Raw genomic sequence first — 12,732 nt, forward strand, 5'->3', positions numbered from 1 at the left:
GTTACAGGCATTCAACGGCCATGGCCGTGGCTTCACCACCGCCGATGCAGATCGCGGCCACGCCACGCTTGAGGCCTTTCTGGCGCAGGGCCGACAGCAGGGTCACCAGAATCCGCGCACCGGAGGCACCTATGGGATGGCCCAGGGCGCAGGCGCCGCCATGGACGTTGACCTTGGCGTGGGGGATTTCCAGCTTGCTCATGGTCACCAGGCTGACCACAGCGAAGGCTTCGTTGATCTCGAACAGGTCCACGTCCTGCAAGGACCAGCCGGTCTTTTTCATCAATCGCTCGATGGCACCCACCGGAGCCACCGGGAACAGCCCCGGGGTGTCGGCAAAGGCCGAGTGGCCATGGATCACCGCCAAGGGCTTGAGGCCGCGTTGCTCGGCTGCGGAACGACGCATCAGCACCAGGGCCGCGGCACCGTCGGAGATCGAGCTGGAGTTGGCCGCGGTGACCGTGCCGCCGTCGCGGAACGCCGGCTTCAGGGTGGCGATCTTGTCCAGCTTGGCCTTGGGCGGCTGCTCGTCATCGCTGATCAGCTTCGACTCTTTGCCGATCATCACCTGCAGGGGAACGATCTCGTCCTTGAACAGACCGTCCTTGATCGCCTGCTGGGCACGGGTCAGGGAGGCCACGGCAAATTCATCCTGAGCCTGACGGGTGAAACCGTTGGCCTCGGCGCAGTCTTCGGCGAAGGTGCCCATCAGGCGGCCCTTATCGTAGGCGTCTTCCAGGCCATCGAGGAACATGTGGTCGAGGACCTTGCCGTGGCCCATGCGGTAGCCGCTACGGGCCCGGTCCAGCAGGTATGGGGCGTTGGACATGCTCTCCATACCACCGGCGATCACCACCTCGGCGCTGCCGGCCAGCAGCATGTCGTGGGCCAGGATGGTGGCCTCCATGCCGGAACCGCACATTTTGTTCAGGGTGGTGCAACGGGTGCCCTTGTCCAGGCCCGCGCCCAGGGCGGCCTGGCGCGCCGGGGCCTGGCCGAGGCCGGCAGACAGCACGCAGCCGAACAGCACTTCTTCTACTGCGTCAGCCGCAATGCCGGCGCGCTGCACCGCGGCGCGGATGGCCTCGCTCCCCAGTTGCGGGGCGCTGAGGCCTTTGAGTTCCCCCTGGAAACCGCCCATGGGGGTGCGGACGGCGCTGACAATGACAATCGGATCGTGGGCAATGGACATGAGAATTCCTCCTTACTTGGCGGCCATGCGCAAGGCACCGTCGAGACGGATCACCTCACCGTTGAGCATGCTGTTTTCAATGATATGCCGCACCAGCGCGGCGTACTCGGCGGGTTTGCCCAGGCGTGGCGGAAACGGCACGCCAGCGGCCAGACCGGCCCGTACTTCCTCGCTCATGCCGGCCATCATCGGGGTTTCGAAGATCCCCGGAGCGATGGTCATCACCCGGATGCCGAAGCGTGCCAGCTCACGGGCCACCGGCAGGGTCAGGCTGGCGATGGCGCCCTTGGAGGCGGCATAGGCGGCCTGGCCGATCTGCCCGTCGAAGGCGGCGATGGAGGCGGTGTTGATGATCACCCCGCGCTCGCCCTCGGCATTGGCAGTGCTTTCGGCGATGGCCGCCGCGGCCAGGCGCAACAGGTTGAAACTGCCGATCAGGTTGACGTTGATCACCTGGCTGAAGCTGGCCAAAGCGTGGGGGCCATTCTTGCCGAGGATTTTCTCGCCCCGCACGATACCGGCGCAGTTGACCAGCCCGTTGAGCTTGCCAAAGGCCTTGACCGTGGCCTGCACCGCCGCTTCGGCCGCCGCTTCCTGGCTGATGTCCGCCACCACGCTCTGGCAGCCCAGTTGCTGGGCCTTGGCCGCCACGGCCTCGGCGTTGAGGTCCACGAGCATCACTTTTGCGCCGGCGGCGACGAGCATTTCAGCGCTGGCGGCACCGAGGCCCGACGCACCGCCACTGACGAGAAACACCTGGTTTGCAATGTCCATCATTCAAATCCTGTTCATGCGGTAGCTGTTGACGCCGCGGCCTCTTGAGCCTTGGCGATTTCCTGGTTGCGCAAGATAAAGCGCTGCAATTTGCCGCTGGGGGTTTTCGGCAAGTCGCTGACAAATTCGATTTCGCGGGGGTAGGAATGGGCCGCCAGGCGCTTGCGCACGTGCTGGCGCAACTCCTCGGCCAACTCCGGGGTGGCGCGGTACTGCTCGCTGAGCACCACAAAGGCTTTCACCAGCTCGGTGCGTTCGGGATCGGGCTTGCCTACCACCGCCGCTTCCACCACCGCCGGGTGTTCGATCAGGGCGCTTTCCACATCGAAAGGGCCCACCCGATAGCCGGAGGTGGTGATCACATCATCGCTGCGGCCGACAAAGCTGATGCTGCCGTCCTGGTTCAGCTCGACGGTGTCTCCGCTGAGGTAGTAATCGCCGACAAAGGCCTTGGTCGGCACCCCGGCGTAACCGGCGAACCAGCACATCGGCGACTGCCTGCGGTCGATGGCCAGGATCCCCGGCTGACCGACACCCAGCTCCCGGTACTCTTCGTCCAGCACTACGATGCGGTGGCCCGGCGAGGCAAAGCCGGCGGCGCCGACATGCACCGGGTGGTCCAGGCCGTGGTGGTTGCACAGCACCATGCCCAGCTCGGTCTGGCCGTAGTGGTCGTGGATCACCACGTCCAGCTGCTCGGCGAACCAACGGATCACTTCCGGGTTCAGCGGCTCGCCGGCGCTGCTGACGATGCGCAGGCGGCCCTTGATCGACCGGGCGAACTGGTCGCCACCGGCAATCAGCAGGCGGTAGGCCGTGGGCGAACCAGTGAGGTTGGTGATGCCGTATTTGTTGATCACCCGGCAGGTGCTTTCCAGGGTGAAGGGGCCGTCGTAGAAAGTGATCGGGTGACCCAGGCCCAGGGGCCCGGTGACGCCGAAATAGATGCCATAGGCCCAGCCCGGGTCGGCGACGTTCCAGAAGGCGTCTTCCGGGCGCAGGTCCACGGCGTCGCGGGTGTAGGCCTGGAACGCGACAATGGCCTTGAGCGGCACTTCCAGGGCCTTGGACGGGCCGGTGGTGCCGGAAGTGAACATCAGCAGGAAGGGGTCTTCACCACTGAGCAGCACCGGTTCGCACTGGGCCGGGTACTGTTCCAACTCGGCCCAGAAACTGAAATCGCCGCGCACGATGCCCTGGCCCTTGGCGCCTCCCACTGTGACGACGGTAGGGCAATCGGCGACCTCCAGGAGCTTGGGTCGGTTGACCCCATCGGTGACCACCACCTTGGCCTGGGAACTGTTCAAGCGATGCTCGATGGCCTTGGGGCCAAAGGCAGTGAACAGCGGCTGGTACACCGCGCCGATACGCCAGGTGGCAAGCACCGTGATCAAGAGTTCGACATTGCGCGGCAACAGTCCGGCGACCTTGTCGCCCTTGCCGACCCCCTGGGCCAGGAGGAAATTGGCCAGGCGAGCGGCCTTGTCCTGCAATTCAGTGAAGGTGTAGGTGGCGCTGCTGCCGTCCCGGCCTTCCCAGAACAGCGCGATACGACCAGGCAATGCATGCCGGTCACAACATTCGACACAGGCATTGAGCGCCGACAGCGAGCCTGCAAGGGCGGCGTCGACGGTGTGCTGATAGTTGAACTCTTTGATAGCGGACAGGTAGTTGCGCATTGCCAGAATCCCTCGCTGTTCTTATTAGGATGGGAACCTCATGAAAACCGGGGAAATACTGGCGCCAGAGCCCTCGCGGAACAATGGTCAAAGCTATCAAGTTGCGTGACCGGTTTGGCCAAGCGCCCGCTCCAACAGATCCGGCGAGATGGCGGATCTGTCGGAGCGGCGCATGGCTTGCGGGCCTCTTCGCCGGCAAGCCGGCTCCTACGGACGGATGCGGTGATGGCGAGCTGTGTAGGCGCTGACTTGCCAGCGAAGGCGTCGGCCGGGGCGGAGCCTGGCTTGCGGGCCCCTTCGCCGGCAAGCCGGCTCCTACGAGAGGTCCGGGTCGTTGAGGATCAGGCTGCGATAGTGCCCGGGGTTGGAGCCGGACCATTTGCGAAACGCCTTGTAGAACGAGCTGGTATCGGCAAACCCCAGGCGCCCGGCTATCTCGGCGAAACTCAGTTGCGGCTCTGCCAGCCAGACAATCGCCAGTTCCTTGCGCACGCTGTCCTTGAGGGCCTGGTAGCTCTGGCCCTCTTCCGCCAGGCGCCGGCGCAGGGTCGAGGCGGACATGCACAGGCTCTGGGCCAGGCTTTCACTCTCCGGCCACTGCTCCCCCGGCAATTGCCGCAGTTGCTGCTTGATGCGGCTGGCCAGGCTTTCGGGATCGCGGTATTTCACCAGGATATTGGCCGGGGCATGGGCCAGAAAGCGCTTGAGTTCCGCTTCGCTGCGCTTGATGGGCAGGTCCAGGCAGTCGGCGGCGATGATCATCCGCGTGCGCGGTCGATCAAAGCGCAGGTTGTCGGAGAACATCACCCGGTAGTCGTCGCAGAAATCCGGCTGCGGGCAACGCAGTTCGATGGCCAGGATCGGAATCCGCCGACCTGCCAGCCAGCAGGCCACGCCGTGGACGATCATCCAGTAAGTGAAGTAGGTAAAGGCCCGCCGTGGCTCGTGTTCATCCTCCAGCAGGACGATTTCCGCCAGGCTCTGCTGGTGCACCAGTTGCGCCGGCAGGCGCTCGAACATCAGCGACAGAAAGCCCAGCACCGAGTCCAGCCCCATGGCCAGGGTCGGCTGGGCCATGGCCGAGCGGCAGAGAAAGGCCAGGCTGCCGGACTTCAGCTTGCGCGGGTCCATACCGAAGAACTCGTCGTCCAGACGCCGGGCCAGCAGGCGCCAGAGCCGCGCATAGGCACTGGCCGGGACCCGTGCCCGGCCCTGCTGCAAGCCCGCCGGATCGATGCCGACCTTGTGCAGCACTTCATCGGTGGCCGCGCCCGGAGCGCAGCTTTGCAGCAGCGCCTCACGCACCAGTTGCATGGAGATGGTGTCTTTTTCGGACATCGTGGCCAAGGGTTTCCTGGATCGGGGTTTAGGACGGCCATCTTAGGCAGTGATCGGAAAAATGCCAGTGGGCTTTGGGCTAAGAGTCGCCTCCCGCCCACCTTGAAACCGATACGGATTCGCGGGCTCCGTAGCGGCTTGAACCCGGGGCAAGCCCTGCAAATCGAGACCCGGGCCCTGGCAGCGGCAGCAAAGCAGTGCAAAAAAGTATCAACTCCAGTGTCATGGATGATTTGTCAGCGCCGCGTTTGAGGGCTGTAATCAGCCCACATTCTTCCTCTCTGGCGGAAGACATAACAACAATAACCGTCCTTCTGTCGCCAGCATTGGCGCAGAAGAGGAGTGACCGATGAAACCTTGCACCCAAGCCCTGCTCCTCAGCACCTGCATGACCCTCAGCAGCGTCACCTTCGGCGCCCAGACCCTGACCATCGCCACCGTCAACAACAGCGACATGATCCGCATGCAACGGCTGTCGAAAACCTTCGAGAGCCAGCACCCGGACATCCAGCTGAACTGGGTGGTGCTGGAAGAAAACGTCCTGCGCCAGCGCCTGACCACCGACATCGCCACCCAGGGCGGCCAGTTCGACGTGCTCACCATCGGCATGTACGAAGCCGCACTCTGGGGCGCCAAGGGCTGGCTGCAACCGATGCAGGACCTGCCCGCCGCCTATGACCTGGACGATGTCTTCCCTTCGGTCCGTGAAGGGCTGTCGGTCAAGGGCACCCTCTACGCCCTGCCGTTCTATGCCGAAAGCTCCATGACCTACTACCGCACCGACCTGTTCCAGGCGGCCGGCCTGAGCATGCCGGAGCGGCCGACCTGGGAGCAGATTGGCGAATTCGCCGCCAAGCTCAACAAGCCCGAGCAGGAGCAATACGGCCTGTGCCTGCGGGGCAAGGCCGGCTGGGGCGAAAACATGGCCCTGATCACCACCTTGGCCAACAGCTACGGCGCACGCTGGTTCGATGAACAATGGCAGCCCGAGTTCAGCGGGCCAGAATGGAAGAACGCCCTGAGCTTCTATGTCGACAACATGAAGAAGTCCGGCCCGCCCGGGGCCTCCAGCAACGGTTTCAATGAAAACCTGGCGCTGTTCAACAGTGGCAAGTGCGCGATCTGGGTCGACGCCAGCGTCGCCGGCTCCTTTGTCACCGACCAGAGCCAGAGCAAGGTCGCCGAGCAGGTGGGCTTCACCTACGCGCCGCACCAAGTCACCGACAAGGGCAGCGCCTGGCTGTACTCCTGGTCCCTGGCGATCCCCGCCAGCTCCAAGGCCAAGGACGCCGCGAAGACCTTCACCACCTGGGCCACCTCCAAGGAATACGCAGCCCTGGTGGCCGAGAAGGACGGCATCGCCAATGTGCCGCCGGGCACCCGCGCCTCCACCTACAGCCAGGCCTACATGAGCGCCGCGCCGTTCGCTCGGATCACCCTGGAATCGCTGAAGGCGGTGGACCCGAGCAAACCGACCCTCAAGCCGGTGCCCTACATCGGCATCCAGCTGGTGACCATTCCCGAGTTCCAGGCCATCGGCACCCAGGTCGGCAAGCTGTTTTCCGCGGCGCTGATCGGCCAGACCACCGTGGACCAGGCCCTAGCAGCCGCGCAGCAGAGCACCGAGCGGGAAATGAAGCGCGCCGGCTACCCGAAATAACCCGGCACGCCTTGTAGGAGCCGGCTGGCCGGCGAAGAGGCCCTTGAGTCTTGCGCAGTGTTCAAGGACGCCTTCGCTGGCCAGCCAGCGCCTACGCGCAGCCCGGCCACGCCAGCGCAGTGTCGCGCCCCCTCATACCCAACTGGTTGTGATCCTCATGAATACCTCGACTGCCAAGCTCCATCTGCCAGCGCAGGCGGCCCCCCGCAAGCGTCGCCTGGCCAGCCCCGGCTGGTTCCTGGTCAGCCCCTCGGTGGCGTTGTTGCTGCTGTGGATGATCGTGCCCCTGGGCATGACCCTGTACTTTTCGCTGATCCGCTACAACCTGCTGTACCCCGGTGAAAACCAGTTCGTGGGCCTGGAGAACTTCAGCTACTTCCTCAGCGACTCGGGCTTTGTGCCCGGGGCCACCAACACCCTGTTGCTGGTGGGCAGCGTGCTGCTGATCAGCGTGGTGCTCGGAGTGCTGATCAGTGCCCTACTGGAGGCCAGCGAGTTCCTCGGCCGGGGCATTGTCCGGGTCCTGCTGATCTCGCCGTTCTTCATCATGCCCACGGTGGGCGCGCTGATCTGGAAGAACCTGATTTTCCACCCGGTCTCGGGGATTCTGGCGGCGCTGTGGAAGCTGTTCGGCGCCCAGCCAGTGGACTGGCTGGCCCACTACCCGCTGCTGTCGATCATCATCATCGTCTCCTGGCAGTGGCTGCCGTTCGCCATCCTGATCCTGATGACCGCCATGCAGTCCCTGGACCAGGAACAGAAAGAGGCCGCGCGCCTGGACGGTGCCGGCCCCATCGCGATCTTCTGGCACCTGACCCTACCCCACCTGGCGCGCCCCATCGCCGTGGTGGTGATGATCGAGACCATCTTCCTGCTCTCGGTGTTCGCCGAAATCTTCACCACCACCAACGGCGGCCCGGGCTACGCCTCGACCAACCTGGCCTACCTGATCTACAACCAGGCGCTGGTGCAGTTCGACGTGGGCATGGCTTCCGCCGGCGGCCTGATCGCCGTGGTCATCGCCAACATCGCCGCGATCATCCTGGTACGGATGATCGGCAAGAACCTGACTGACCAGAGCTGAGGTGCCCGCCATGACCCTGCAACAATCCCGACGCCTGCAAAGCCTGCTACTGGGCACCCTGGCCTGGGCCATCGCGATCCTGATCTTCTTCCCGATCTTCTGGATGGTGCTGACCAGCTTCAAGAGCGAGATCGACGCCTTTGCCACGCCGCCGCAGTTCATCTTCACGCCAACGCTTGAGAACTACCTGCACATCAACGAGCGCAGCAACTACCTGGCCTTCGCCTGGAACTCGGTGGTGATCTCCTTCAGCGCCACCGCCCTGAGCCTGCTGATCGCGGTGCCGGCGGCCTACTCCATGGCCTTCTACGAGACCCGCAACACCAAGCGCACCCTGCTGTGGATGCTCTCCACCAAGATGCTGCCGCCGGTGGGCGTGCTGATGCCCATCTACCTGCTGGCCAAGAGTTTCGGCCTGCTGGACACGCGCATCGCGCTGATCGTGATCTACACCCTGATCAACCTGCCGATCGTGGTGTGGATGGTTTACACCTACTTCAAGGACATCCCCCGGGACATTCTCGAAGCCGCGCGCCTGGACGGCGCGACCCTGGCCCAGGAAATGCTCCGGGTGCTGATGCCCATCGCCAAGGGCGGCCTGGCCTCCACCGCGCTGCTGTCGCTGATCCTGTGCTGGAACGAAGCCTTCTGGTCGCTGAACCTGACCTCCTCCAATGCCGCCCCGCTGACCGCGCTGATCGCCTCCTACTCCAGCCCCGAAGGGCTGTTCTGGGCCAAGCTCTCGGCGGTCTCGACCCTGGCCTGCGCGCCGATCCTGATCTTCGGCTGGATCAGCCAGAAGCAACTGGTGCGCGGCCTGTCCTTTGGCGCAGTGAAGTAACCCTCGAATTCTGGAGACATCCCATGGCTCACCTGAAAATCAGCAACCTGCAAAAAGGCTTCGAAGGCTTCGAGATCATCAAGGGCATCGACCTTGAAGTGAACGACAAGGAATTCGTGGTCTTCGTCGGCCCCTCCGGCTGCGGCAAATCCACCCTGCTGCGGCTGATCGCCGGGCTGGAGGAAGTCAGCGACGGCAGCATCGAGCTGGACGGGCGCGACATCACCCAAGTCAGCCCGGCCAAGCGCGACCTGGCCATGGTGTTCCAGACCTACGCCCTGTACCCGCACATGAGCGTGCGCAAGAACATGTCCTTCGCCCTGGACCTGGCCGGGGTCGACAAGGCCCAGGTGCAACAGAAGGTCGACGAGGCGGCGCGCATTCTCGAACTGGGCCCGATGCTCGAACGCAAGCCCAAGCAACTCTCCGGCGGCCAGCGCCAGCGCGTGGCCATCGGCCGGGCCATCGTGCGCAATCCGAAGATCTTCCTGTTCGACGAACCCCTGTCCAACCTCGATGCCGCGCTGCGGGTGCAGATGCGCCTGGAGCTGGCGCGCCTGCACCAGGAGCTGCAGGCCACCATGATCTACGTGACCCACGATCAGGTCGAAGCCATGACCCTGGCGGACAAGGTGGTGGTGCTCAACGGCGGCCGGGTGGAACAGGTGGGTTCGCCCCTGGAGCTCTATCACCGCCCGGCCAACCTGTTTGTCGCAGGCTTTCTCGGCACACCGAAGATGGGCTTTCTCAAGGGCAGCGTCAGCCAGGTGGACGGCCAGGGGTGCGAGGTGCAACTGCAGGCCGGGGCACGCCTGCGCCTGAGCCAAAGCCATCCGCAGCTCAAGGTCGGCAGCCCGGTGACCCTGGGCATTCGCCCCGAACACCTGGAGCTGGGCGAGCCCGGCCCCGGCAGCCTGCCAGTCACCAGCGACGTGGCCGAGCGCCTGGGCAGCGACACCTTCTGTCATGTGCGCAGCACCTGCGGCGAGGCCCTGACCCTGCGCATCCGCGGTGATCTGGCCAGCCGCTGCGGCGAGCAACTGCACCTGCGCCTGGACCCCGAGCACTGCCACCTGTTCGATGCCCAAGGCGTCGCTGTTCCCCGTTCCCTGCGCGCCGCCGCCTGATGGCCGCCGCCCGATTACCGAGAGCCCTTGCATGAAACTCAATCGCTTCAACCTCAGCCAGCTCCCGCCCCAGGTGCAGGTGCCGACCTACAGTGCCGCCGACACCCGCCAAGGCATCGTGCACATCGGCGTCGGCGGTTTTCACCGGGCGCACCAGGCCTACTACACCGACGCCCTGATGAACCAGGGCCAGGGCCTGGACTGGAGCATCTGCGGGGTCGGCCTGCGCCCCGAAGACCGCCGCGCCCGGGACGACCTGGCGGGCCAGGACTGCCTCTACACCCTGTTCGAACTGGGGGACGGCAACGACCACGAAGTGCGGGTGATCGGCTCCATCAGCCAGATGCTGCTGGCCGAAGACGGCCCCCAGGCGCTGATCGACAAGCTGGCCAGCCCAGAGATCCGCATCGTCTCCCTGACCATTACCGAGGGCGGTTACTGCATCGATGACAGCAGCGGCGAGTTCATGCTCCACCTGCCGCAGATCCAGCACGACCTGGCCCACCCCCAGCAGCCACGCACGGTGTTCGGCTTCCTCTGTGCCGCCCTGGCCAAGCGTCGCGCCGCGGGCATTGCGGCTTTCACCCTGATGTCCTGCGATAACCTGCCCCACAACGGCGCCGTGACCCGCAAGGCACTGCTGTCGTTTGCCGCCCGGCGCGACGCCGACCTGCACGACTGGATCGCCAGCCAGGTGAGCTTCCCCAATGCCATGGTGGACCGCATCACCCCCATGACCAGCACCGCCCACCGCCTGCAACTGCACGACCAGCACGGCATCGACGATGCCTGGCCGGTGGTGTGCGAGCCCTTTGTGCAATGGGTCCTGGAAGACCAGTTCGTCAACGGCCGCCCAGCCTGGGAACAGGTGGGCGTGCAGTTCACCGACGACGTCACGCCCTACGAAGAGATGAAGATCAAGCTGCTCAACGGCAGCCACTTGGCCCTGACCTACCTGGGCTTTCTCAAGGGCTACCGCTTCGTCCACGAAACCATGAACGACCCGCTGTTCGTCGCCTACATGCGTGCCTACATGGACCTGGACGTGACCCCGCAACTGGCGCCGGTGCCGGGCATAGACCTGGCGGCCTACAAGGACACGCTGGTCCAGCGCTTTTCCAACCAGGCCATCGCCGACCAGCTGGAGCGGGTGTGCAGCGACGGCTCGTCGAAATTTCCCAAGTTCACCGTGCCCACCCTCAACCGCCTGATCGCCGAGGGCCGCGATACCGAGCGGGCGGCCCTGGTGGTGGCCGCCTGGGCCCTGTACCTGCGGGGCGTGGACGAAAACGGCGTGCGCTACACGATTGCCGATCCACGGGCCGAGTTCTGCCAGGCCCTGGTGGCGGACGACACCCTGCTGACCCAGCGCCTGCTGGGAGTGGAGGAAATCTTCGGCCCGGCGATCCCCAGGTCCGCCGAGTTCGTCGACGCCTTTGAGCGCTGCTTCAACAGCCTGCGCGAGCATGGCGTCAGCCGGACCCTGGAACGCCTGCTGGCCAAGCCAGCGCGTCCAGCGCGGAGCGCAGGATGAACACAGCCGCGCTGTACCTGGGTCTAGATTGTGGCACCCAGGGCACCAAGGCCCTGATCCTCGACAGCCACAGCGGCGCCGTCCTGGGCCTGGGCGCCGCCCCCCACAGCCTGATCAGCGGCGCCAACGGCCGACGCGAGCAAGACCCCGGGCAATGGCTGCAAGCCTGCATCAGCGCCACCCACCAGGCGTTGCAGGCGGCCGGGGTCGATGGCCGGGACATTCTTGGCCTCGCGGTCTCCGGTCAGCAGCACGGCCTGGTGCTGCTGGATGATCAAGGCCAGGTGCTGCGTCCGGCAAAGCTCTGGTGCGACACCGAAACCGTGGCCGAGAACCAGCGCCTGCTGGATCACCTGGGAGGAGAACAAGGGTCCCTGGAGCGCCTGGGTATCGCCCTGGCGCCGGGGTACACCCTGTCGAAGCTGCTGTGGACCCGGGAACAGCACCCCGCCTTATTCCAGCGCATCGCCCATATCCTGCTGCCCCACGATTACCTCAACTTCTGGCTGACCGGGCGCTGCTGCAGCGAATACGGCGACGCCTCCGGCACCGGTTACTTCAATGTCCGCCGCCGTGACTGGGACCGAGCCCTGTTGGCCCACATCGACCCCGAGGGCCGCCTGGAGCGTGCCTTGCCGGAACTGATCCAGGCCCAGCAGCCGGTGGGGCCGATACTGCCGCAGATGGCCGGGCTCCTGAGCATCAACCCCCAGGCCCTGGTGGCCAGCGGCGGTGGCGACAACATGCTCGGGGCCATCGGCACCGGCAATATCGAGCCCGGCATCATCACCCTGAGCCTGGGCTCTTCCGGCACCCTGTATGCCTATGCCGAGCAGCCGCTGGTCAGCCACGCGTCGGTGGCGTCCTTCTGCTCGTCCAGCGGTGGCTGGCTGCCGCTGATCTGCACCATGAACCTGACCAACGCCACCACCCTGGTGCGCCAACTGCTGGAGCTGGACCTGGACAGCTTCAACCGCTTGGCGGGCCAGGCGCCAATCGGCGCCGAAGGCTTGTGCCTGCTGCCGTTCTTCAATGGCGAGCGGGTCCCCGCCCTGCCCCAGGCCCGTGGCAGCCTGCTGGGCATGACCCTGGACAACCTGACCCAGGCCAACCTGTGCCGCGCGGTGCTGGAGGGCACCACCTTCGGCCTGCGCTACGGCCTCGACCTGTTGCGGGCCAATGGCTTGCAAAGCCAGAGCATCCGCCTGATCGGCGGCGGCTCGAAAAGTCCGCTATGGCGGCAGATGGTCGCCGATATCATGCACACCCCGGTGATCTGCACCCGTGAAGCCGAAGCCGCCGCCCTGGGTGCGGCGATCCAGGCGGCCTGGTGCCATGGACGGCAGACGGACCCGGCCTTTAGCCTGGCGCAACTCTGTGAACGCTGCGTAAGCCTCGACCTCGACAGCCAGACCTGGCCCCAGGCCGAACAGGTGAAAGCCTACGAGCCGGCGTATGCACGCTATCAACAGCATCTGGCAACCCTTTGAAGAGCGAATGACT

10 protein-coding genes are annotated in these 12,732 nt (G+C 65.1%); 6 read left to right on the forward strand and 4 right to left on the reverse strand.

Features of this window, described 5'->3' with window-relative positions:
- Position 1: 1 nt before the first annotated feature.
- The 4 genes from PFZ56_RS21025 to PFZ56_RS21040 all read right to left on the reverse strand — a co-directional run bounded on the left by PFZ56_RS21025 (position 2) and on the right by PFZ56_RS21040 (position 4,983).
- Positions 2 to 1,192: an acetyl-CoA C-acyltransferase gene (locus PFZ56_RS21025; protein WP_102879296.1), complete on the reverse strand. Its 1,191-nt coding sequence runs from the start codon at positions 1,190 to 1,192 to the stop codon at positions 2 to 4.
- Positions 1,193 to 1,204: 12 nt separating this feature from the next.
- Positions 1,205 to 1,966: an SDR family NAD(P)-dependent oxidoreductase gene (locus tag PFZ56_RS21030; RefSeq protein ID WP_123390772.1), complete on the reverse strand. Its 762-nt coding sequence runs from the start codon at positions 1,964 to 1,966 to the stop codon at positions 1,205 to 1,207.
- Positions 1,967 to 1,980: 14 nt separating this feature from the next.
- Positions 1,981 to 3,645, reverse strand: a complete 1,665-nt coding sequence (locus PFZ56_RS21035) for an AMP-binding protein (RefSeq protein WP_102879294.1) — start codon at positions 3,643 to 3,645, stop codon at positions 1,981 to 1,983.
- 315 nt (positions 3,646 to 3,960) lie between these two features.
- Positions 3,961 to 4,983 carry an AraC family transcriptional regulator gene (locus PFZ56_RS21040; protein ID WP_102863555.1) on the reverse strand — a complete coding sequence of 341 codons (1,023 nt, stop codon included), beginning with the start codon at positions 4,981 to 4,983 and terminating at the stop codon, positions 3,961 to 3,963.
- Between the two features lie 388 nt (positions 4,984 to 5,371).
- On the opposite strand from PFZ56_RS21040, the gene PFZ56_RS21045 reads away from it, so the two are divergent.
- From PFZ56_RS21045 to xylB, 6 genes are all read left to right on the forward strand, one after another.
- Positions 5,372 to 6,643 carry a sugar ABC transporter substrate-binding protein gene (locus PFZ56_RS21045; protein ID WP_249735932.1) on the forward strand — a complete coding sequence of 424 codons (1,272 nt, stop codon included), beginning with the start codon at positions 5,372 to 5,374 and terminating at the stop codon, positions 6,641 to 6,643.
- 157 nt (positions 6,644 to 6,800) lie between these two features.
- A complete protein-coding gene (locus tag PFZ56_RS21050; protein WP_102879291.1) occupies positions 6,801 to 7,727 on the forward strand; it encodes a carbohydrate ABC transporter permease in 927 nt (308 codons plus the stop codon).
- Positions 7,728 to 7,737: 10 nt separating this feature from the next.
- Positions 7,738 to 8,568, forward strand: coding sequence for a carbohydrate ABC transporter permease (locus tag PFZ56_RS21055; RefSeq protein ID WP_123390765.1), 831 nt, complete (start codon positions 7,738 to 7,740; stop codon positions 8,566 to 8,568).
- A gap of 23 nt (positions 8,569 to 8,591) precedes the next feature.
- Complete coding sequence (locus PFZ56_RS21060) at positions 8,592 to 9,695, forward strand: ABC transporter ATP-binding protein (RefSeq protein ID WP_102879290.1); 1,104 nt, start codon at positions 8,592 to 8,594, stop codon at positions 9,693 to 9,695.
- A 31-nt stretch (positions 9,696 to 9,726) separates the two neighbouring features.
- Positions 9,727 to 11,229 (forward strand): mannitol dehydrogenase family protein, encoded by a 1,503-nt coding sequence (locus PFZ56_RS21065; RefSeq protein WP_170002839.1) that lies wholly within the window; start codon positions 9,727 to 9,729, stop codon positions 11,227 to 11,229.
- Positions 11,226 to 12,719, forward strand: a complete 1,494-nt coding sequence (gene xylB, locus PFZ56_RS21070) for a xylulokinase (protein ID WP_170002838.1) — start codon at positions 11,226 to 11,228, stop codon at positions 12,717 to 12,719. The genes PFZ56_RS21065 and xylB overlap by 4 nt, the downstream gene beginning before the upstream one ends.
- The last annotated feature ends 13 nt before the right edge of the window (positions 12,720 to 12,732 follow it).

The sequence above is a fragment of the Pseudomonas danubii genome (assembly GCF_042980055.1).
Classification (GTDB): domain Bacteria; phylum Pseudomonadota; class Gammaproteobacteria; order Pseudomonadales; family Pseudomonadaceae; genus Aquipseudomonas; species Aquipseudomonas danubii.